Origin of the sequence: Peribacillus sp. NPDC097264, from assembly GCF_050277925.1 — a bacterium.
In the GTDB taxonomy this organism is placed as follows: domain Bacteria; phylum Bacillota; class Bacilli; order Bacillales; family DSM-1321; genus Peribacillus.
This window is the reverse complement of the sequence record NZ_JBNNSR010000002.1, coordinates 176,186-198,278: the sequence shown is the minus strand read 5'-3', so window position 1 is coordinate 198,278 and position 22,093 is coordinate 176,186. Positions and strand designations below refer to the sequence as shown.

The following is a 22,093-nucleotide window of genomic DNA, read 5'->3' as shown; positions in this document are numbered from 1 at the left end:
CCCTCCGAACTTTTGGCACGTTTATCTTATGAATCTATTTTAAAAAATAGGACAACTTTATCCTATCCCGGTGGTCGTTCCATTTGAAAATACCCATCGTTATGGACTTTATGAAGGGGGTCAGGTGGAAGTCAGGTGACACGGTATCTTTCTTGGCTAAACAGTACGATAGCCGACAGATACCAATATATATATATAATAAAAGTCGGTCAGAAATTACGTGTTAAGGAGTATGTCAACGGAGAGAAAAAGTAGGAAATCTTATGAGTGTTGTACCAAGCGCTATATCTTTCATATTGACGGTATGTCCTCAATAGCCTAGGATGTAATGGTATTCGTTAGAAGGAGGGCCCCATATGACTTATAAAACGCTATTGCTTACGCTTCTGTTCTCACAGGGGTTATTCTTCGGTGGTCTACCTATTTTTCTTCAACTCCTATTCTATTTGAACCCTTGGGTGATCATGGTTGTATGGGTTTGTATTGTAGTCTCTGTGTTGATGATCGTCTTATTGGTCAGGGGGGAAACAATAAAACTACCCCGATTGTATTGGCAGGTAGCGATAAGTGGTTATAGTTTCTCTTTGCTAGTTTTACTTTTCTTCCGACCTGAAGGACAGGAATATTCGTATAATATTATCCCGTTATCTACAATCAGCCCTTATTTAACTGGTGATTCGAATTGGCTTGTTTCTTTTTATAATCTAAGTGCAAATGTAGGATTATTCATTCCATTTGGATTGTACCTGCTATCCAGAAAGGGAAAAAAGATGACCGGTATTCCAAGATTTCTTATTCCCTTTTTCTCAATCTCAATCATAGAAATATGCCAGTATGTTTTTCAAAGAGGAAGTTTGGATATAGACGATCTGATCTTGAACCTTATTGGGGTATATTTGGGATATTTCTTGTATCGTTGGTTCGTGAAAGTGATAGATATTATCCCCGCAAAGCGGAATGCATGAAAAACAAAAAAAGCCAGCTTGTCCATGATAGGAGAAGCTGGCTTTACATTTGTTAACGTAAGCCTTTCATAAAGCCTTGAATCTTTGGTGATATTGCCAATAGGATAAATCCTAAAATCAATGAAGTGATTCCGATAGCCCCGAAATAGACCATTTCCGTGTCCGCAGAGTAAAATCTTACAATTTGAGCATTTAATGCTTGTGCTGCTGCATTGGCTAAGAACCATAAACTCATCATTTGTGCTGAGAACGCAGATGGAGCAAGTTTAGTCGTAGCTGACATACCAACAGGTGACAAGCATAGCTCTCCAATTACTACAAGGAAATAACTAAGTACAAGCCATAATGGGCTAACTAATGAACCGGCTCCTCCAAAATAAGAGGGAACCAAAATTACTAGGAATGATAAACCAGCAAAGAATAGGCCAATTGAAAACTTTTGAGGTATAGTTGGCTGACGTTTCCCTAATTTAACCCATAACCATGCGAATAAAGGAGCTAAAGTAATGATGAACAATGGGTTTAAAGATTGGAACCATGCTGGTGAAATGTGAAAACCTGCAAATTCTAACTGTGTCCGTTTATCAGCATAATTTGCTAAAATAGTTGAGCCTTGTTCTTGGATGGCCCAAAACATGACAGCTGCTATAAATAAAGGAATATAGGCTAGTAAACGTGAACGCTCAACAGCTGTTGTTTTCGGACTACGGTACATCACAATAAAATACATGGTAGGAATAAGAATTCCAAGAATACCAACAAGGCCGATAAAGCTATTAAGTGTTAAGAGACCATTTGAGATAGCGATTGCACAAATGATGGCAATAATTAAAATAGCTAGCCCAATCTTGGTGTAAACAGATTTCTTTTCATTCGGAGCCAAAGGATTGACAGGGGTTATTCCTGCAAGTCCCAGATTTTTTTTCTTTGTAGCCATGAAGACGATTAATCCAATAAACATACCAACGGCTGCAATACCGAATCCAAGGTGGAAATTGTACTTCATTCCAACTGTTCCGACAATAAGCGGAGCAATGAATGCACCCGTGTTTATTCCCATGTAGAATATGCTGAAACCAGAATCTCGACGGTTATCGTCTTCTGCATATAGCTCCCCAACAATACTGGATACATTTGGTTTTAAAAGACCTGTACCTATAACGATTAGTATCATGGAAACAAAGAACATGGAAATGCTGCCCGGTATGGCAAGTGCAATATGACCAAGCATAATCAATATACCGCCGTAAAAAACGGCTTTCGATGTTCCGAAAATCCTATCGGCTAACCAGCCACCAATAATTCCGGACATATATACTAACGATCCATAGATGGATACAATGGCTAGAGATGTTTTTTCATCAAGACCTAATCCACCTTTAGATACCTCATAATACATATAGTATACAAGAATGGCCTTCATACCATAATAGGAGAAGCGCTCCCAAAACTCCGTGAAGAAAAGAGTGAATAGTCCTTTAGGGTTTCCGAAAAAACCTTTTTGAGGAATGCTATCCAAAATTTTCTGTTTATTTATTGATGACATACATTCTCCTCCTTTTATTATAGTATAATAACTTTTCTTAGAGCAGTTGTAAAGAATATTTAGTGTATTTTAATAATAGTTCATAATAAGTGGTGTTTATATCCCGTTTTTGTGAAATACAGGACTATTGAAATGGCATAAATAGGTAATGAGGTATATATTAGAGCCCTTTAATCACGTTGGATTGAAAACGCACCGTTCATTTGATATATAATCCATTAAGTAAATGATTTGGGGTTTCGAATTGCAAGAACCTTCAATAAGTTATGAAAATCCAATTTTAAATGGTTGTGTAGAAAAAATGATGATGAATAAAGGTTGAAATATTAAAAAAGTATGGTAGGAAATAGTGTAAATAATTGAAAATAGGAATATTGTCATATCGACAAAAGAAGCCAAAATACTTATTCTAGTATAGAAAGCAATTTAATTGTTTTCTTTTTTACCATGTGGTGCCGCCAGATAATTGCAGTTATCTGGCGGCATTTATTATTATAACCAAATAATAATTTTCAACCATTCTTACTGGATGGTTTTCTTTGTGGTAGGGAGAACGGAAGATCAAACACTAAAGGCCACCCTTTTTAGGGCGGCCTTTTATAGTACCTATATAGGTAGAAGTATATAAGCAGCCGATAAGTTTATTGCCTGAGGAGCTTAAGTGATTTTCATTAGTCACAAGTCTGTTCTATTAATAAAAAAATTTCATAAATTTTAGAGAAAGGAGGTGGTTATTTTTGGAGCTAATTTGGATGTTAATTGTTGGTGGAATAATTGGATGGCTGGGAAGCCTGATTTTAGGAAGGGATATGCCGGGTGGAATTATTGGAAATATCATTGCTGGATTTGTTGGAGCATGGCTTGGTACTGCAATATTAGGGCCAATCGGACCTGAAACAGAAGGGTTTTACATTGTGCCTGCGTTACTGGGTGCCATAATTGTAGTGTTCATTGTATCCATTATCATGAGAAATACAAGATGGAGGTAGAAAGCAGAGGGTATACGATTGAATAAATTTTCCAGAATCACGTGTAGATGGTTTAGAGAAAGCTGATCTATATGTGTCCATTATTGCTTGAAAATGCTGTTCAACAATACTGGACAGTTTTTTTGCGTAAAAAAATAGAGGTTTCGATTAAAGGATCGATCAGTGTTTACTCAATCCGAATGATTATCAGAGTTTCTAAAGGATACGAAAGCTGTTTTAAGTGCGGCGTAATTACCGATACTGGCGTATCCGTAAAACCATCCCATAAAAATCCCGGTAGTCAAGTTATGCCGATGGCTTATGAATATAGAAATGATTAAACCAAGACATAACGCAATAGTGGGTACGTAACTTCGGGGGATAGGAAAGAGAAACTTTATAATTTGGGTCAAAATCATGATAGTTGGGATAGCCATTACAGCATCCCAAAAATTCGTATGTATCGTCGGAAAATCCATAGTAACACCACTTTCAAAAAGAAATGTCTATTGAACTTAATTTCACCGGATATAAAAGAATTATACCTTGTTATTTTGACTCGGTTTGTTATTCAATGCTCTCTAGTAAAATATTATAATATTGCTTCTGTCATATACATAGGATGTAATACATAGACTTAAAACAAATAAAAAAAGCGCAATTTGTGCGCTTTTAGTGAATTTGCCTATATAGCCCGATCACTCTTCCAAGAATGGTTACATCTCTTAGAATGATAGGTTCCATATTGGAGTTTTCCGGCTGAAGCCGTATGTAATCCGGTTCCTTAAAGAATCGTTTAACGGTGGCTTCATCATCTTCCGTCATGGCCACGACGATATCTCCGTTATTGGCATTGCTTTGTTGTTTTACAATGACATAATCTCCATCATGAATTCCTGCTTCAATCATACTTTCACCCATAATTTCAAGCATGAACACATGATCATCATGTGGAACCATACTTTCAGGAAGAGGGAAGTATTCCTCTATGTTCTCAATGGCAGTTATCGGCATACCTGCGGTTACTTTTCCGAGAAGTGGTACGTTAACTACGTTTGTTTTTGGAATGTTATTAGATTCTTCTATATTTAAAATCTCAATGGCCCTTGGTTTAGTCGGGTCGCGTCTGATTAAGCCTTTGCTTTCCAAACGAGATAAATGTCCATGTACAGTCGAACTTGATGCAAGTCCCACAGCTTCGCCAATCTCTCTAACGGAAGGTGGATAACCTTTTTGACGAACTTCATCTTTTATGAAATCAAGAATATCCTGCTGCCGTTTTGATAGTTTAGTCATATACGCACCTCTTCTCTATAATTCTTTGCTATATTATAGCATGGCTCTCCATGCTATACAAACATAAGTTCGAATTTGGTTGTTGACTGAAACAAACGTTCGTATTATAATTCAATTATCAACTAAAAACGAACGTACATTCGCTATGGAGGGATATTAATGAAGACATTTTGCAAAAATAATATCTATACGATTCTATTAGCAGGATTTGTATTTATCTTGTCTATTTTATTCTCTTTCACATTAGATAGTAATCAAAATAAGGATTTCCTTTCGATTGAAATTAACGAAGGTGATACTATATGGGAGATTTCAGAAGAATATGGTCAAACCGAATTGACAAAAAAAGAATTCATTGGTTGGATAGAAGAGTATAACGGTGTAAGGGCGGATACGATTAAGGCAGGTCAAATCATTGTCATACCAGTTGAAAGTGAAAAAGTAGTCCAAAGTTTGGCTAGTAAGCAGTAAAGGTAGGTTCATATGAAAGCAGTCATCTATTGTCGGGTAAGTACAGAAAAAGAAACACAGGAAACCTCGCTAGCTAGGCAGGAAGAGGAATTAGTAAAGTTAGCAGAACATAATGACATGGAAGTCGTTTCAATAATAAGAGAGCAGGCAAGTGGTTACGAACTGAACCGTGACGGGATATTTGACATGCTTGATCTTTTTAAGACAAAAGAAGCGGATGTTCTCCTGATTCAAGATGAAACTAGGTTGGGAAGAGGAAATGCTAAAATTGCCTTGTTTCATGTTGTACTTAAAGAAGGAGTGAAGATTTTCACACTTTCTCATGATGGTGAATTAGAGTTATCGGACTCTGATGCCATGGTTATCCAAATTGTTGGTATTGTAGAAGAATATCAACGCAAACTACATAACCTGAAAATTAAACGTGGTATGCTTAGGGCCGTTGAAAATGGCTACCGCCCCCAGAAAAACCTGAAGAACCAAAGAAACTCCACTGGCAGGGATCGTAAAGAAGTACCCATAGAAGAAATTGTGAAACTGCGTTCGAATGGATTAACTTTTGCCGAGATTGCGGCAACACTGAGAGGCTTTGGCTATGACGTGTCAAAAGCAACGGTACACCGCAGATTCTTGGAATACCAGCAAGGTACACCGGAGAATCAATCATAGAACTTGTAATTTCACTTTTTTTTTAATACCATGTCAATATCCGTATATATAAAGGAGAAAAATTATGCTATCAAAAGAAAAAATGGCCCGTATCAATGAACTTTCTAAAAAAGCTAAGGGAGAGGGCTTAACTGTAGAAGAGGCGAAAGAGCAAACTTCCTTACGAAGTGAGTATTTGGAGACATTTAGACGTTCAATGGCTGATACGTTAGAAAATGTTAAAGTTATCGATCCAGAAGGTAATGATGTCACGCCTCAAAAAATAAAAAATATTAAAGAAAAAAAAGGTTTACATTAACCAATAAGGACTGATGATGGCCCCATAATTAGGATTACTCATGAGGAATGTAAAGTGAAAAAAGAGAATGCATCGATGTATGTATTCTCTTTTTTGGTTTAACCTAACCTTGGTAAATCCTTAATTAGTAGAAAATTGAATTAGCTGTGCAAGAAATGGTTATTTTAGTTGTGATATTAAGTTAGTCAATATAATATAAAGAGGTACACTACAGGAAGGGATGTTTTACACATGTTAGATAAATTAGATGCACTTTCTATTAATACAATTCGTACATTATCGATCGATGCAATTGAAAAGGCTAATTCAGGTCATCCAGGCATGCCTATGGGTGCAGCTCCCATGGCATATAAGCTGTGGACTGATTATATGAATCATAACCCGAAAAATCCTGATTGGTTTAATAGAGACCGTTTTGTTTTATCGGCAGGACATGGTTCCATGCTATTATACAGTCTCCTGCATTTATCAGGTTACGGCTTGACAATGGATGACTTAAAGGGTTTCCGTCAATGGGGAAGTAAAACTCCTGGGCATCCTGAATACGGACATACTGCTGGAGTAGATGCCACTACTGGACCACTTGGCCAAGGGATTGCAATGGCTGTAGGTATGGCAATGGCAGAACGTCACTTGGCTGAAAGCTACAATCGTGATTCTTATAATGTGGTTGATCATTATACATATAGTATTTGTGGGGATGGAGACTTAATGGAAGGCGTTTCAGCTGAAGCAGCTTCTTTAGCAGGGCATCTTCAACTAGGAAGACTTGTCGTTTTATATGATTCAAACGATATTTCTCTTGATGGAGATCTTAGCCAATCATTCAGTGAAAGTGTAGCAGACCGTTTTAAATCATACGGCTGGCAGTATCTGAGAGTGGAAGACGGCAACGATTTACAACAAATCGCAAAAGCCATTGACGAAGCAAAGACTGATGAAGCTCGTCCAACTTTAATCGAAGTGAAGACAGTGATTGGTTATGGTTCTCCTAACCGCTCTGGTAAGTCTGCTGCTCACGGTGCTCCTCTAGGTGCTGATGAAATGAAGTTGACAAAAGAAGCTTACAAATGGACATTCGAAGAAGACTTTTATGTTCCGGATGAAGTATATGCACACTTTAATGAAGCTTGCGTAGAAGCTGGAAATAAAAAAGAACAAGAATGGAATGAATTATTTAATAAATATAAAGAAGCGTACCCTGAGCTCGCTGAACAGCTGGAGCTTTCTATAAAAGGTGAACTACCTGCAGACTGGGATCAAGAAATTCCAGTTTATGAAGAAGGCAAGACATTGGCTTCGCGTGCTTCCAGTGGAGAAGTATTGAATGCATTAGCGAAAAAACTACCTAGCCTTATTGGAGGTTCAGCTGATTTAGCAGGTTCAAATAATACATCCATCAAAGGTGCTACAGATCTATTGCCTGGAAATTATAGTGGACGTAATATTTGGTTTGGTGTACGTGAATTCGCTATGGGAGCAGCATTGAATGGGATGACGCTACATGGTGGCATCAAGGTTTACGGTGGAACATTCTTCGTATTCTCTGATTATCTACGTCCATCCATCCGAATGGCTGCCTTAATGGGACTTCCTGTAACATATGTATTCACTCACGACAGTATCGCTGTTGGTGAAGACGGACCGACACATGAGCCTATCGAACAATTAGCCTCATTACGTGCCATGCCTAATCTTGGTGTGATTCGTCCAGCTGATGGTAATGAAGTTGCAGCAGCTTGGAAGGTCGCTATTGAGTCTAAAGATAAACCAACGGCACTTGTGTTAACACGACAAGGGTTACCGACAATCAAAAACACATCAGAAACTGCTTATGAAGGTGTGTTAAAAGGTGCGTATGTTATATCAGACGCTAAAAAAGAAGTAGCGGATGCATTGCTACTGGCTACTGGTTCTGAAGTTCATCTAGCTGTCGAAGCACAGCAAGCATTGTCGGAGGAAGGAATTGAAGTTTCCGTTATCAGCATGCCATCGTGGGATCGTTTTGAAACTCAATCCAAGGATTACAAACAAAGTGTAATCAACCCGGCTGTCAAAAAACGTCTGGCTATCGAAATGGCTTCACCATTTGGCTGGGACCGTTATACAGGGGATGAAGGTGAAATTTTAGCCATTAATCATTTTGGCGCTTCAGCTCCAGGCGGTAAAATTATGAAAGAATTCGGCTTTACCGTTGAAAATGTAGTAGCTCGTGTGAAAGAGATGCTTGTTAAATAATTGAGTAAGACCTGACTGACACCTATTTATGAGGTGTCAGTTTTTCTTATATTTCAGGTAAATGAGGACTTATTTAAAAAAATCCCATTCGACAAAAAAAGATGAAAATTTCTCCAGCAAACAACATATCTTGTTGTTTTGTCAAGATATAATAAGAATAATTAATTATCGATTAAATGTGTCAAATGGGTAAAGGTTTATAAAGGGTCATGGCAAAAGACATTACGTTTTAATATCTATTCGTAAATTGAGATCCTAGGGAGGTATAGGCAAATGAGGACCTATCAGATTTTTTTGATTGAAGATGAATTCGCCCATCATTATTATGGTAGGGAAAAGCTTTTCTTCAATTTGTTTTTGGAGTATATTCAAGCAAAGGGTGGACTAAGGAGTATTTTGCAAAAACAAATCGAATATGTCACCAAGACAGTTCCCGTAATCCAATTGCAGGCTGTTATTGAACAGCGGTTAAAGAAAAAGATGAATTTTTGGTCGCAAAACGGTAAATACTATTTAGAAAAAACAAGTGGAACAAGCAAGGCGGCCTTAACTATTGAGGGTGAATCCATAATACTTAAATCTGAAGGTGACGTTGAAGCGGAGACTGCTTTCTTTGAATGTATTCGCAAATGCGAACCAGGTTTTCTAGCCATTGATTTTGAACATGAAAAGTATGGTTGGTTAAAACCGATTAAAGAAAGAAAATTTGTCTAAATGGGGGACTTTTCGCTAGCGGGTATTGTATAATAATATTTGGTCTAGTACACTGATGTTAGACAACATGAAGGAGGAAATAGTATGTGGGTTTACATTCTAGTTGGCGTACTAGCATTGATTTTGGGAATAGTGCTAGGATTTTTCATCGCTCGTAAATACATGATGGATTACTTAAAGAAAAATCCGCCAATTAACGAACAAATGTTGAAAATGATGATGATGCAAATGGGTATGAAACCGTCCCAAAAGAAAATTAATCAAATGATGAGTGCTATGAATAAACAACAAACCAAATAAATAGCATGAAAATCGCTATGCACTAATTTTTAATCGATTGATTATGGCTATTATAGGATGAGCAAATCATAAAATGCATTACAGAGTAATCTTTCATCATAAATTTTTGTTTGCTTTATCTTTCATCGCGATCCGAAACCTCTTTCTCTGACGAAATCTACCAGAGAAGGGGGTTTTTTGTGTGAGGGGACCAGGCCCATATAAAAATTGATTATTAAGTGTACAGAAAGGAAAGACGTGATAGATAGGAATCCCATTCATAATGGGCGTTAAATGTAAAAATAGGTTGCCCCAAGATAAAAGGGGCAACCTGTGTGTATGTGTCATTTTATATTATTGTGCAGTTAATCCGCCGTCAATTACGAATTCAGCTCCTGTAGAATAGCTGGATTCTTCGGAAGCTAGGAAAAGAACGAGATTGGAGACTTCTTCTGGCTGTGCCACGCGTTTAAGAGGAATATGTTTGGCAAATTCTTTGATGACTTCGACAGCATCGCCTTGGGTTACCATCGGTGTTTCAATCACACCTGGGTGTACTGAATTCACTCGGATTCCATAACGTGAAAAATCAATGGCGGCTGCTTTTGTCATTCCGCGAACGGCAAATTTTGTATCCGTATAACCAATCGCACCAGCCACTAACCCGTTCATTGAAGAAATATTGACGATTGATCCGTTTTCAGTTTTCTTCATGGATGAAACAACGGTTTTCATTCCTAAAAATACAGATACTTGGTTAATTTTGACGATTTTAAGGTACTGATCCAAGGTAATATCTTCAATGGAGTTATTAAGGCTTATTCCTGCATTGTTTACTAGAATGTTTACTGGGCCAAATGTGTTTTCAGTCTCGGTAACGACAGTCTGCCAATCGGATTCGCTAGAAACGTCTTGTTTAATAAATATGGCGTTTTCGCCTAGTTCTTTCGCAAGAGCTGCTCCGGCTTCTTCATTTAAGTCGGTTAAAACGACTTTTGCGCCTTCTTCAATAAATTTACGCGCATGAGTCGCACCCATGCCGGCTGCTGCGCCAGTGATAATTGCTACTTTATTTAATAATCTTTCCATAAATAACACCTCATTATTATTTTTTTGATAGTCGAACTATCATTTTATGCATTTTTATTTTATACTATTTAACAGAATATATCAAGCAATAGGAGAAAGGACCGATGAATCGTGAGTTCAAATACTAGAGAAAAAAATAAAAAGCATCGGACAGAACAAATAATCCTTGCAGCGGAGGAATTATTTTCAGAAAAAGGATTATATGATGTACAAATGCAAGATGTCGCTACAAAGGCAAATGTCGGTATAGCCACCTTATTTCGTTACTTTCCTAAAAAAGAAAATTTAATCGTTGAGGTTGCTGTATTCATTTTAAGTAATTTCCAAGACGACCTAAAAAAGATTGCCGATTCAGAAAAGAACGCATACGAAAAATTTGAAGAGTTATTCGAATATTTTTTAGAGATCGCGAATGGACCAGCTAGAAAAGTCACCTTATTTCGTGAGGCTTTTGAAAGCTATTCCTCATATAAAAACGAGCCTCTAGAGAATATTGATTCCTATATCGACATACAAAAAGAGTTATCGCGTGAAATTTTCAAAATCATAAAGCAAGGGGTTGAAGATGACTCTCTCCGTTCTGATATAAATATGGAGCTAGCCCTTCAAACAATAACTAATTGTTTTAGCATATTTTCAACGAGAATCACTTTGCATGAAAAGGTAGCTATACCATCTTCGGGTATTACCCCCATTGACCAACAACAGTTTTTAAAAGAGATGTTCCTCCACTATATAAGGGCTTAAATTGGTTGAAACACCCTAACTGATACTGGGATGACATATCGATTTGATTGAGTGGCCTATTACTAGTGTTGACCGAATAAATAAAACGTATTATATTTCCTATTTCAATGGGAAAACCCTGAAAAATTCAGGTAAGGTAAGGTTTGAACGATACAATAATTCGGATACGGTTACACATTCATAACCATTTTTATAAAGATAAGCTAGTGTTGTTTCTAAAGCACGAACTGTTTGGGGGCGGTCACTCCAATCATGGAGTAAAATGATATCTCCGGGTCGCAAGGATTTAATGATGTGGTTTGATATTTTATTAGCTGGAGGCCTAGCCCAGTCTTTTGGGTCCTGATGCCAAGACCAGAGTACCACTTTAAATCCTTTATTAACCGCAGTATTAATGATTGTGTCATTATGGAAACCACCTACAGGACGATAAAGAGAGGGTTTATATCGTGCAAGGTCCCATATAATCTTATCCGTATCATCTAATTCCGATGATAGTTTATGAGCAGTTATATTCCTATCATATGGATGAGTATAAGTATGGTTGGCAATTTCATGACCTTCCTTAATCTCTCTTTTTAAAACATCTGGGTAGCTCTTCACTTTATTACCCGCTACGAAAAAAGTAGCTTTTGCATTATATTTTGCTAAAAGATCCAGGATCTGAGGAGTATAGTCTGGATGGGGCCCATCATCAAATGTAATGGCAACGATTTTTTCTTGAGTATTCACTTCCCAAATAACATTTCCTGTTTTTTCGTAAACTGCTCTGCTGTCTGTTGCTGCCTGGGACTCGTTATACGAGGCAGGAAACAACAAAATAATGAGGGATAGGGCAATAAATAAAGTTTTCACAATAGTTTCCTCCAGGAAATACGGTTATACATGTTATTATGCGGAGTTTGTCTTTATTTATTAATGATTAGGAATGAGAAGAAGAGAGGTAAGCAATAAGTGCACGTCATTGAGGAATGAAGATGAATATACGTCATATACTGAAACCAGTATCACTTTAGTCAAGTACCCGTTTTATAATGTTTTTCATGATAGATGTTGAGTAATTGGTCAAGCTGTTGACTAAGTTCGATGGCAAGATGTGAACTTAACCCATTTCGCTCCACTATAGTAATAAGTTCACTTCGTTTTAATTCGATTTGTTCAAGACATTCATTACTTTTTAACATAGCTATTCCTTTCTAATCCGAATGCATTGGCGTTTTTTTAGATTTGTTGTAAAATATGTATGAATATAACAATTATAAAGCCTTGATGAATTGTTATCAAATAAGTTTTTCACTTATGGGTAAAGATCATTTTAATTAGCTTTTTCAGGTGTCACGAAAAATTATCAATTCCAAAAATGTATTTTTTTATATAATTTGATACAATGTTTATAGGTTGTCTTACATAGGAGTGGAAGTCTTGGATGAAATTAATATTTTCTTAGCATTTGGAGCTGGATTTTTGAGCTTTATTTCTCCATGCTGCTTGCCGTTATATCCTGCTTTTTTATCATACATCACAGGTATGAGCGTGGGAGAAATCAAGTCGGATAATACTATGCTGCAAAAAAGAAGCATGTTGCATACGTTGTTCTTTTTGCTAGGTTTCTCGTTGGTATTTATAGCGCTAGGATTCGGTACTACATATTTAGGTTCTTTCTTTTCGGATTATAAAGAGTTAATTCGTCAAATTGGTGCCATCTTAATAGTCCTTTTTGGGTTATTCATAGTGGGAATCTTCCAACCGAAGTACTTAATGAAGGATAGCCGGTTTGAATTTAAGAACAGGCCTGGTGGTTACTTGGGATCGATTCTTATTGGTCTTGCTTTTGCAGCTGGGTGGACGCCATGTGCGGGTCCCCTTTTAGGTACTGTCATGACGCTAGGGGTAACAAATCCTAGTGCCGCTATGAACTATATGATTGCTTATGTATTAGGATTTGCCATCCCATTCTTTGTTTTATCCTTTTTTGTAGGGAAATTAAAATGGATAAAAACCTACAGTCAGTACATTATGAAAATTGGCGGTTATTTAATGATTGTTATGGGGATTATCTTATTTTTTGATTGGATGACTAAAATCATTGCCGTTTTAACTACACTATTCGGTGGGTTTATTGGATTTTAGTGCATTTTCATGTAAAAAAATATATTTTTTGAATTGTATAGGCTTTTCATTGAGTCTTTGGTCTCTTTTTTTATTCCTTTAGTTATAAAATTCGTTGATTTTAGGACTTAAGTTAGATATTCTAGGAATATATAACTTTGAATATCTTTTATTTGTTCTGCTTGTTGTTTGAAATGAGGAGGAGCGGCTATGGCCCAATTATTAGTAGTTGATGATGCTAAATTTATGAGAATGACACTTTCAAATATATTGACTAAAGCAGGCCATGAAGTGGTTGGTGAAGGTGAAAATGGAAAAGAGGCGATTGAACTATATCGAAGACTGAATCCCGATTTAGTCATAATGGATATAACAATGCCGATAATGAGCGGGCTTGATGCAGTTAAGGAAATAAAAAAGGAGTTTTCCTCTGCAATGGTTATTATGTGCTCAGCTATGGGGCAGCAAAAAATGGTTGTGGAAGCCATTGAGGCTGGAGCAAAGGACTTTATTGTAAAGCCTTTTGATGAGAATCGAGTCTTGGATGCCGTTAATAGGGTATTGGATTAAATACTCGCCTTGTTAATCTGATTTAGGTACTATATACTTTGTTTAAGGTTATAATTATTATATAGTTTTCTTAGTGTGTACCTACTTACTATTAGCTAAAAAGGATGAGTTAAATGATATATATAACAACAGGAATGGCTATTTTGATGGCTTTAGTTGTTTTTAAGTTGCGTATGAAGGAAACGGAAAGACCGGTGAATGCGAAAAAGATTATACTACCGCCTCTTTTCATGAGTACAGGAGCTTTGATGTTTCTTTTTCCGATGTTTCAAGTAACACGTTCTGAACTTTTAGAAGCTCTTATAGCTGGTATGTTATTTTCTATCTTATTAATCAAGACTTCGAAATTCGAAGTGCGTGATGAACAAATATATATCCAGCGTTCCAAAGCATTTATTTTTATTTTAATCGGTATTATGGTAATTCGTTTGGTAGCTAAATTGATTTTGGGAAGCACGATTGAAATTGGAGTGCTTGGTGGGATGTTTTTCCTTCTTGCTTTCGGTATGATTGTTCCTTGGCGAGTTGTGATGCTTTACCAATATAAAAAAGTCAAAGCAGCTTCTTTTAGTGAAGGTAAGATGATTTGACTTTTACCCAGTGAAAACCGCATGTTGACACATGTGGTTTTTTTGTTTGGTAAAAACACTTAGTTGTTCTATTCAAAATTAGGTTAGAGGAGAAATTCATTAAAAATCATAGTAATTTCATGCGAATTATATTATATTAATATTATTGTTGTTTATTTAAGGAGGAAACGGTTTATGTTACAAATGATTGTGTTAGGGATTATTTGTGGTTTACTATTAGGATTTGTGCTTCAAAGAGGCCGTTTCTGTGTTGTTGGTGCATATCGTGATTTGCTTATAGCGAAAGACGGGCGAATGTTTTTAGCTACGTTCATTGTCATTGCGATACAAAGCGTTGGTGTGTATGTACTACGGGATACAGGAATCATTCAATTTGGTAATGATGGTTTTCCTTGGTTAGGAACCATCCTCGGAGGCTTTATATTCGGTATCGGGATGGTTCTTGCAGGAGGCTGTGCGACAGGAACATGGTACCGGGCAGGAGAGGGTATGATCGGTAGTTGGGTCGCACTCTTCGGTTATATGCTTGGAGCTGCAATGACGAAGTACGGCGTGTGGAAAGCTACAGGGGATCATCTGGTTTCTTATCGTACGAGTGATACGTATATTCATGAAACGTTGAATGTGTCACCTTGGTTATTGGTCATTGTTTTGATAATCATAGTTGGTATCTTGGTCATCAGGGAATTTAAAAAGCCTAAACTTCCTATGTTCAAGATGAAACCGAAAAAAACGGGATTGGCTCATATTTTATTTGAAAAACGCTGGCATCCCTTTGTCACTGCATTATTGGTAGGACTTATTGCCATCGTGGCTTGGCCTTTAAGTGCGATGACCGGGCGAATGTTCGGTTTAGGGATTACTACACCTTCTGCGAATATTTTAACGTTCCTTATCACAGGAGATGACGCGCTCATCGATTGGGGTACATTTTTAGTATTGGGCATTTTCTTGGGTGCTTTCATTGCAGCCAAAGGCAGCGGGGAATTCCGTTGGAGACTGCCTGATATGAAAACATTGCGTAATAATGCTTTTGGTGGAATGATTATGGGATTTGGCGCGAGTATCGCCGGCGGGTGTACCATAGGTAATGGACTGGTTAACTCAGCATTATTTGCGTGGCAAGGCTGGGTCGCGATTGTCTTTTTCTTATTAGGAACATGGGTAGCGGCTTATTTCACTATCATCCGTAAGCAAAAGAGTTCAAGTGCATCTAAGGCTGCCTGAGTTTTATCACATTAATTAGAGGAGTGGAGTAAAATGGCAAAGGTATTAGAGACATCAGGAATGGTTTGTCCGTTTCCATTAGTAGAGGCTAAAGAAGCAATTGCAGGTATGACAAAAGGGGAAGAATTGATCATCAATTTCGATTGCACCCAAGCAACGGAAAGTATCCCTCGCTGGGCTGCAACGGAAGGTCATGAAATTACGGAATTTGAACAAGTCGATGACGCTCAATGGCGTATAATCGTTAAAAAAGGGAATTAATAGAAAAAATGTGCCGGGGATTCCCTAGCACGTTTTTTTTTATTTTGAAGCTAAATCGTTGGCGTTAAGCAGTCGGAGTGGTAACATAACTTTAATCTAATATACTAAGGAGTTGTTAATGAAATGGTTGATGAAGTTGTATTGAATGATGTTTCGCTGCAGGTCACAAATTTTCATGCCGAATCTATAAAGAACCCTGAAAGCGGAGAACTTAGAAAGATTAGTTTTGATTTTAAAGTAACGAGCGAGGAGTATCATGATATCACAACGCTGCTCTATCAAATGGTTTTTGATTTAAAGATTCCTGAGACAAGAGAAGAATACCGGGCAGAAATCTTCAACTATTCAACATCGCTTACGAATTTATATGAAGAAAATGCTGTGGGAGACTTTTCCCTTACGTTAATCGAAGTAGATTCTCAAGATTGATTCCATTACCAGCCTTGTAAAGAAATGGGTTACTGTCTATAATAATGGTAACGATAAATTAATTTATACATATGAGGTGGTTCTTTGCTAGGAGGCTGGTTTTTATGGTTTATCCTTTTTTGGGTAGTCCTTTTAGTAACGTTGATGAGCATTGGTGGCTTTTTCATGTTTCGGAAGTTCTTAAAGAGATTCCCGAAAGAAGACGGGAAATCAGATATGGATTGGGAAGAGTATTACTTGGAACAAACGAACCACTTATGGTCACAACAGCAAAAGGATTTACTTGAAGATTTAGTAAGCCCTGTACCGGAACTTTTTCGTGATGTGGCCCGTCATAAAATCGCTGGTAAAATCGGTGAATTGGCTTTGAAAGAAAAGGCACCGGATATAACAGAAGATTTGGTGATTCGTGGGTATATCATTGCCACACCCAAACGAGATCATAAGTTTTTACAAAAAAAGTTGACGGAACGACAAGTGAATATGGATCCCTATCAGCATTTATTTAGCTGAAGGCAGGGTGGGCATACTCTTTAGAGTGTGCCTTTTTTATTATGGATTGTGGTAATAATTAGAACGTTTGTACTCTATCAAGGCTTTCTTTTTAATATTTGATATAATAGTAGTAAGAAAAACGAGGACGGAGTGAAACGATGAAATTTATCCATACGGCCGATTGGCATTTAGGGAAAATTGTTCACGGGGTCCATATGACGGATGACCAACGTCATGCCCTGCTACAATTTATTGAGATAATCGAAGAGGAAAAACCCGATGCGGTGGTCATTGCCGGTGATCTTTATGACCGTTCCGTACCACCGACTGAGGCGGTTGAGCTACTTGATGAGATTCTTTATACGATCAATGTAAAAATGAAAATCCCCATTGTGGCCATATCAGGGAACCACGATTCGGCTGAAAGGTTATCATTTGGCTCATCATGGTACCGCCATAGCCAGTTATACATTCACGGGAAACTGACAAAAACATGTGAACCAGTCCATATCAAGGGTGTTAATTTTTACTGTGTTCCTTATGCAGAACCAGGGACGGTTCGTCACGTTTTCGAGGATGAAAGCATCCATTCCCATCAAGAGGCGATGAGAAGGATAACAGGGGCTATAGAGGAAAAGCTTAATCCAAACGAGCCGAATGTATTGGTGGGACACGCTTTTGTATTGGGTGGTAAAACGAGCGATTCAGAACGGGTTCTGTCAGTGGGTGGATCTGGTTGTGTGACAGCCGATTTATTCGATGCATTCGATTATACGGCACTTGGGCATTTACATAGCCCGGATGCAATTCGACATCAAAAGGTTTATTACTCCGGATCACTTTTAAAGTATTCATTTTCTGAAGCTAAACAAAATAAGTCGCTATCCATCGTTGAAATGAGAGAAGATGGTAACTTTGAGATTCGCTATCGGTCCCTGACCCCTAAGTATGATATGAGGGAGATTTCAGGCACGATGAAAGAATTACTTGACGTTACTTTTTATCAAAACCAAAAAGTAGACGATTATTTGAAGATTACCTTGAATGACGAGGGATCGCTCATCGATCCCATTAACCGATTGCGTCAAGTTTACCCGAATGTGCTTCATCTGGAACGGAAATGGGATCTGACCGATTTGAGACGAAAAAAATCATATTCCTCCGTAAAAGATGAAAGGAAGTCTGAAATAGACTTGTTTGAGACGTTTTATCAGGAGATGACAGATAGAGAGTTCGATTCTCAAAAGCAGGAACTGATGGTTTCTGTCATTGAAGCTGTCAAGAAAGAGGAGGCTTTGAAATGAGACCTCATATTTTGACGATGCAAGCATTCGGTCCATATGCGGGTAAGGAAATCATTGATTTTAATACACTGGGAGAACGGACCATGTTTGTCATTTCAGGAAAGACCGGTGCCGGGAAAACGACCATTTTTGATGGGATTAGCTTTGCTATATATGGGAAAGCGAGCGGTGAAGACCGTAGTGGACAAGATTTACGAAGTCAATTTGCCGAGGATGACGTCTTGACGGAGGTTTCATTGCAATTCACTCTCCGTGGAAAAACATATTTGGTTACCCGATCTCCACAGCAGGAACGAAAGAAGAAATCAGGAGAGGGTACCACAACCGTTAGTGCGAAAGCAGAACTATATGAATTGGTACAAGGCGAGGGGAGAAAGTTACTGGGAGCCAATGTTCGCGAGGTTGAAGAGAAAATCAAAGTACTCATTGGGTTGGATGCGAACCAGTTTAGGCAAATCCTGATGATTCCGCAAAATGAATTCCGTAAACTATTAACATCTGATAGTAAAGATAAGGAACAGATTTTGCAAAAGTTATTCCATACCGAATTATATAAGAGAATAGAAGAAAGATTAAAAGAGGAAGCATCACTTCTTAAGAAACAAAGTGAAAAAAGCGCACAGCGTCGCATTGAATTAATGAAGGGCATCAAACCGGGTGATCATGCGGAGCTTCAATCTTTATTGGAAGCAGCTGAACCAAATGAACAACAAATTCTTCCTTTGCTTCATTCGGTGATATCAACGGCTACAGAAAAGCATCAACATTTAGGTGAGCTTCTAAAGGAAAAGCAGAATGCCCGTGATCAGGTCAACCAAGAGCTATCCAAAGCGGCCGATTTATTGAATAGATTTGCTGAGAAAGACAGATTACAAAATGAAAAAGCAGACTTAGAAAACAGGCGCCCGGAAATTATGGAGTTAAAAGAACAAATGAAAATGGCTCATAAAGCGGCCTCTCTAGAAAAACAAGAGCAATATTACTTGCGAATCGGTAAACAGGTAAAAGAGGTGACGTCTGAACTTCAAAATTTAACCAAGCAGGCCGAACTATTGTTAGAGGAGCGCCTGAAGAAACAGGAAGTTTATGAGCAAGAGCTTAAAAAGGAAGAGGATCGAGAACAGGCATTACGGAATGTACATCAGCTTGAACAAGTGAAAGAAGCCGTTTTGACTTATTCAAGTCTTAGAGAACAGGTTACTTTAGATGAAACAGAGTGGAAGAAAAGTAAGCAACTCCGTGAACATAATGTTTCAGAGCTTGCTAGAATCGAAACGGACATGGAGAAAATCAGCCTTGAAAAGGCGGAAGCCGAAAAAGTGGCGATCCTTTATGGAGAGAAAGAAAGGGAGTTTGAAAGAAATCAACAGCTTCTTTCAAAACTTAGAAAGCTACATGCTGTTTATTCAGAATGTAAATGCATGATGGATGTCTTGGAAAATAAAAAGTCTACATTTCAAAAGATGCTCGATCATCATCTCCAGGAAAAAGAAAAACTAGAGGAAATCAATCAAAACTGGCGTGCCGGCCAGGCTGGTATGCTAGCATCCATGCTTCATGATGGTGAAAACTGTCCCGTCTGTGGTTCGATTGATCACCCTGAGCCTGCACTCTTGCATGAGAATATGCCATCGGATGTAGAATTGAAACAGCAGGAAAATATAGTGAAAATGGCCGATAAACAAAAAAGTCAGGCTGAAAGTGAATTTTACCAGGCAGAATCGAAATTCCAGGCACTCACAGACACCAAGAATGAAAGATACACAGATTTACAAAATGACGTTCCGGAGTTCGCTTCCGAGCTTATCGACGAATACTTGAAGTCGTATGAGGAAAAAGGAAGAGAGTTACAAGGGCATTTACAATCATTAATGGATAAGAAGGATGCAGGAAGCGAATTGGAGAAACGATTGATTGCCTTAAAAGAGAAGGGTACTCAATTGAAAGAGAACTTGGCATCTTTAGAGAAAATGGAAGATACTACAAAGACCAGGTTTATTGAGAATTCAACAAAGCTTACAGGCCTAACGAATTCCCTACCAGAAGGAATTCGTACTGAAGTAGAATATGCAAGGGCATTTGAATTGGCAGTCAGAAGGCAGAAGCAGTTACAAAAATCATTGGAAGAGGCACAAAAAGCCCTTCAATTGGTCAAAGAAAAAGAATCGGGCATCCATGCGAAAAAGGAATCGTTCGCAGGAAATATAGATGCATTGAAGCTTGAATTAAATCAAGAGCGTGAAAAGCTGGTTGTGGAAATGTCCAACCAAGGATTTGCTACTTATAAGGAATATACTGCAGCCAAAAGGACTGAAGAAGTGCTTGAATCTATGGAAAAACAAGTACAATTATACGAACAAAATTGGCAAAGTGTGATTAGCTTGTTTCATGATCTGGAAATGAAGTTAAAAGATGTACCAAAACCGGACTTGGAGGGGTTAAGAAAGACCTTTGAATTCATTGACGGTGAATTGGAAAAGTTGCGACACACACAGAATGAACTACAGGCTGAACAAAGGAATAACCAGGAAATCGAGCAGAAATTGGCATATATTAGAGAAGAGCAGAAAAGCCTGGATGAAAAATATAGCATCGTTGGGCATCTTTCAGAGATTTCAAAAGGCCAAAATTCATTCCGAATTACGTTTGAACGGTATGTCTTGGCTGCCTTTTTAGATGATATTCTAAAAGAAGCCAATCTGAGACTGTTAAAGATGACGAGCGGTCGTTATCAGCTATTGCGAAAGCTTGACCCAACTCGCAGGAATATTCAAAGTGGGTTGGAGCTGTCAGTATATGACCAATATACCGGACAGGAAAGGCATGTCAAAACGCTTTCTGGCGGAGAGAGTTTTAAAGCCTCGCTTGCCCTTGCTCTTGGGCTTGCAGATATTGTCCAGCAGAATGCAGGAGGAATTTCCCTGGAAACGATGTTCATAGATGAAGGTTTCGGTACTCTCGATCCTGAATCACTGGATCATGCCATTGAAGCATTAATGGATATCCAGAGTAGTGGACGGTTAGTCGGCATCATTTCCCATGTTCCTGAATTGAAAGAACGAATCGATGCACAGCTTCAAGTCACATCCACTCAAAATGGAAGCACCACAACATTTAATTTTGCTGGCTAATAAAAAAGAATGGCTCTGGAAGCAAGTAGCTTCTGGAGCCATTCTTTTTTATTTAAAGCTATTCGATCTGAATACTATCTTGGTCTTTACCGGGGGAATACTTATGAATACGAATCACTAATGATGGGTGGGTAAACTCGGCAGTGATCCTTCGTGAACAGATGGAAAAAGGGAAAGAAATTTTTCGTTGTGTAGGTGATGTAATCGCTTTATCTTTATGAAATAGCTTTTGAAAAGGTTTGTGAGGCTTTTCAACGGTAATCAAAATTTCGTTATCTTTTAAACGCACTTTAATATCCTTTGCTTCATGGTTTTCCAATATTGCTTCCACCATATACTCGTCATCACTTTCGTAAATGTCAATTGTAAATAATTGATGGTCCAATTTACTTGTCTCCGGATTAAGAAAAAACTTTTTCACCCATTCATCAAAAACCTTTACCTCATTCATCTGTACATCATGTAGTTTATCTTGCATGTGGATACCCCCGGTTTTGCCTTTGTTTGTATTATATGTTGGAAGTATCGAAAATGGTGATAATTAGGAAAACTTTCTAACTTAACTAAAATATATGTGGATTAGATACAAACACAACGGTGATTTTCTTTCAGTGCAATGATTATTATTTTTACGCCATACGAAGTGAAGACCGATAAAATTGGTGCTGGCAAAACCATTAATCGATACAAGCAAAAT

General features: G+C 37.9%; 25 protein-coding genes. 18 read left to right on the top strand and 7 right to left on the bottom strand.

The features are described 5' to 3' along the window. Positions 1 to 356 precede the first annotated feature (356 nt). Positions 357 to 965, top strand: a complete 609-nt coding sequence (locus ACQKL0_RS03610; protein ID WP_403123107.1) for a VanZ family protein — start codon at positions 357 to 359, stop codon at positions 963 to 965. A gap of 52 nt (positions 966 to 1,017) precedes the next feature. Here the strand turns inward: ACQKL0_RS03610 and ACQKL0_RS03605 are convergent, their stop codons facing one another. Beyond that, positions 1,018 to 2,511: a peptide MFS transporter gene (locus ACQKL0_RS03605; RefSeq protein ID WP_427686338.1), complete on the bottom strand. Its 1,494-nt coding sequence runs from the start codon at positions 2,509 to 2,511 to the stop codon at positions 1,018 to 1,020. 752 nt (positions 2,512 to 3,263) lie between these two features. On the opposite strand from ACQKL0_RS03605, the gene ACQKL0_RS03600 reads away from it, so the two are divergent. Then, entirely contained in the window at positions 3,264 to 3,500 is a 237-nt protein-coding gene (locus tag ACQKL0_RS03600) for a GlsB/YeaQ/YmgE family stress response membrane protein (RefSeq protein WP_402875429.1), read from the top strand. A 170-nt stretch (positions 3,501 to 3,670) separates the two neighbouring features. Here the strand turns inward: ACQKL0_RS03600 and ACQKL0_RS03595 are convergent, their stop codons facing one another. Then, positions 3,671 to 3,958, bottom strand: a complete 288-nt coding sequence (locus ACQKL0_RS03595; protein WP_402956409.1) for a hypothetical protein — start codon at positions 3,956 to 3,958, stop codon at positions 3,671 to 3,673. A gap of 193 nt (positions 3,959 to 4,151) precedes the next feature. Next, positions 4,152 to 4,775, bottom strand: coding sequence for a transcriptional repressor LexA (gene lexA, locus ACQKL0_RS03590; RefSeq protein ID WP_402875352.1), 624 nt, complete (start codon positions 4,773 to 4,775; stop codon positions 4,152 to 4,154). A gap of 159 nt (positions 4,776 to 4,934) precedes the next feature. Between lexA and yneA the strand changes: the two genes are divergently transcribed. The 6 genes from yneA (at position 4,935) to ACQKL0_RS03560 (ending at position 9,465) form a co-directional block, all read left to right on the top strand. Then, positions 4,935 to 5,246 carry a cell division suppressor protein YneA gene (gene yneA / locus ACQKL0_RS03585; RefSeq protein WP_402875354.1) on the top strand — a complete coding sequence of 104 codons (312 nt, stop codon included), beginning with the start codon at positions 4,935 to 4,937 and terminating at the stop codon, positions 5,244 to 5,246. Positions 5,247 to 5,258: 12 nt separating this feature from the next. Then, entirely contained in the window at positions 5,259 to 5,915 is a 657-nt protein-coding gene (locus ACQKL0_RS03580; RefSeq protein ID WP_427686336.1) for a YneB family resolvase-like protein, read from the top strand. A gap of 64 nt (positions 5,916 to 5,979) precedes the next feature. Continuing rightward, entirely contained in the window at positions 5,980 to 6,213 is a 234-nt protein-coding gene (locus ACQKL0_RS03575; protein WP_402875358.1) for a DUF896 domain-containing protein, read from the top strand. A gap of 231 nt (positions 6,214 to 6,444) precedes the next feature. Continuing rightward, a complete protein-coding gene (gene tkt / locus ACQKL0_RS03570) occupies positions 6,445 to 8,451 on the top strand; it encodes a transketolase (protein ID WP_427686334.1) in 2,007 nt (668 codons plus the stop codon). A gap of 273 nt (positions 8,452 to 8,724) precedes the next feature. After that, positions 8,725 to 9,165 (top strand): sporulation inhibitor of replication protein SirA, encoded by a 441-nt coding sequence (gene sirA / locus ACQKL0_RS03565; protein ID WP_402956413.1) that lies wholly within the window; start codon positions 8,725 to 8,727, stop codon positions 9,163 to 9,165. Positions 9,166 to 9,249: 84 nt separating this feature from the next. Then, the gene (locus ACQKL0_RS03560; protein ID WP_402875361.1) at positions 9,250 to 9,465 is read left to right on the top strand and encodes a YneF family protein; all 216 of its coding nucleotides are present in this window, start codon (positions 9,250 to 9,252) and stop codon (positions 9,463 to 9,465) included. A gap of 333 nt (positions 9,466 to 9,798) precedes the next feature. Here ACQKL0_RS03560 and ACQKL0_RS03555 read toward each other — a convergent pair whose 3' ends face one another. After that, complete coding sequence (locus ACQKL0_RS03555) at positions 9,799 to 10,533, bottom strand: glucose 1-dehydrogenase (protein ID WP_427686331.1); 735 nt, start codon at positions 10,531 to 10,533, stop codon at positions 9,799 to 9,801. 111 nt (positions 10,534 to 10,644) lie between these two features. Here ACQKL0_RS03555 and ACQKL0_RS03550 point away from each other — a divergent pair, with 111 nt between their 5' ends. Beyond that, positions 10,645 to 11,280 carry a TetR/AcrR family transcriptional regulator gene (locus ACQKL0_RS03550; protein ID WP_402875365.1) on the top strand — a complete coding sequence of 212 codons (636 nt, stop codon included), beginning with the start codon at positions 10,645 to 10,647 and terminating at the stop codon, positions 11,278 to 11,280. 99 nt (positions 11,281 to 11,379) lie between these two features. Here the strand turns inward: ACQKL0_RS03550 and ACQKL0_RS03545 are convergent, their stop codons facing one another. Then, on the bottom strand, positions 11,380 to 12,135 hold the full coding sequence (locus ACQKL0_RS03545) for a polysaccharide deacetylase family protein (protein ID WP_427686329.1): 756 nt from the start codon (positions 12,133 to 12,135) through the stop codon (positions 11,380 to 11,382). A 161-nt stretch (positions 12,136 to 12,296) separates the two neighbouring features. Continuing rightward, entirely contained in the window at positions 12,297 to 12,464 is a 168-nt protein-coding gene (locus ACQKL0_RS03540) for a Spo0E family sporulation regulatory protein-aspartic acid phosphatase (protein ID WP_402875367.1), read from the bottom strand. Positions 12,465 to 12,702: 238 nt separating this feature from the next. Between ACQKL0_RS03540 and ACQKL0_RS03535 the strand changes: the two genes are divergently transcribed. From ACQKL0_RS03535 to ACQKL0_RS03495, 9 genes are all read left to right on the top strand, one after another. Further along, entirely contained in the window at positions 12,703 to 13,410 is a 708-nt protein-coding gene (locus tag ACQKL0_RS03535) for a cytochrome c biogenesis CcdA family protein (protein ID WP_427686327.1), read from the top strand. Between the two features lie 189 nt (positions 13,411 to 13,599). Further along, a complete protein-coding gene (locus tag ACQKL0_RS03530) occupies positions 13,600 to 13,959 on the top strand; it encodes a response regulator (RefSeq protein WP_402875372.1) in 360 nt (119 codons plus the stop codon). A 113-nt stretch (positions 13,960 to 14,072) separates the two neighbouring features. After that, complete coding sequence (locus ACQKL0_RS03525) at positions 14,073 to 14,549, top strand: CcdC family protein (protein WP_402875374.1); 477 nt, start codon at positions 14,073 to 14,075, stop codon at positions 14,547 to 14,549. Positions 14,550 to 14,723: 174 nt separating this feature from the next. After that, positions 14,724 to 15,776 (top strand): YeeE/YedE thiosulfate transporter family protein, encoded by a 1,053-nt coding sequence (locus ACQKL0_RS03520; RefSeq protein ID WP_427686325.1) that lies wholly within the window; start codon positions 14,724 to 14,726, stop codon positions 15,774 to 15,776. 33 nt (positions 15,777 to 15,809) lie between these two features. Further along, on the top strand, positions 15,810 to 16,037 hold the full coding sequence (locus tag ACQKL0_RS03515; protein ID WP_402991956.1) for a sulfurtransferase TusA family protein: 228 nt from the start codon (positions 15,810 to 15,812) through the stop codon (positions 16,035 to 16,037). A gap of 123 nt (positions 16,038 to 16,160) precedes the next feature. After that, on the top strand, positions 16,161 to 16,466 hold the full coding sequence (locus ACQKL0_RS03510; protein WP_402956423.1) for a DUF3219 family protein: 306 nt from the start codon (positions 16,161 to 16,163) through the stop codon (positions 16,464 to 16,466). Positions 16,467 to 16,550: 84 nt separating this feature from the next. Then, positions 16,551 to 16,979, top strand: coding sequence for a DUF2621 domain-containing protein (locus ACQKL0_RS03505; RefSeq protein ID WP_402956425.1), 429 nt, complete (start codon positions 16,551 to 16,553; stop codon positions 16,977 to 16,979). Between the two features lie 140 nt (positions 16,980 to 17,119). Continuing rightward, positions 17,120 to 18,265, top strand: a complete 1,146-nt coding sequence (locus ACQKL0_RS03500) for an exonuclease SbcCD subunit D (protein WP_427686324.1) — start codon at positions 17,120 to 17,122, stop codon at positions 18,263 to 18,265. Further along, positions 18,262 to 21,396: an AAA family ATPase gene (locus tag ACQKL0_RS03495; protein WP_427686322.1), complete on the top strand. Its 3,135-nt coding sequence runs from the start codon at positions 18,262 to 18,264 to the stop codon at positions 21,394 to 21,396. Before ACQKL0_RS03500 ends, ACQKL0_RS03495 begins: the two co-directional genes overlap by 4 nt. 58 nt (positions 21,397 to 21,454) lie before the next feature. On the opposite strand, the gene ACQKL0_RS03490 is transcribed toward ACQKL0_RS03495, so the two are convergent. Then, complete coding sequence (locus tag ACQKL0_RS03490) at positions 21,455 to 21,874, bottom strand: Hsp20/alpha crystallin family protein (protein ID WP_402875388.1); 420 nt, start codon at positions 21,872 to 21,874, stop codon at positions 21,455 to 21,457. Between the last annotated feature and the right edge of the window lie 219 nt (positions 21,875 to 22,093).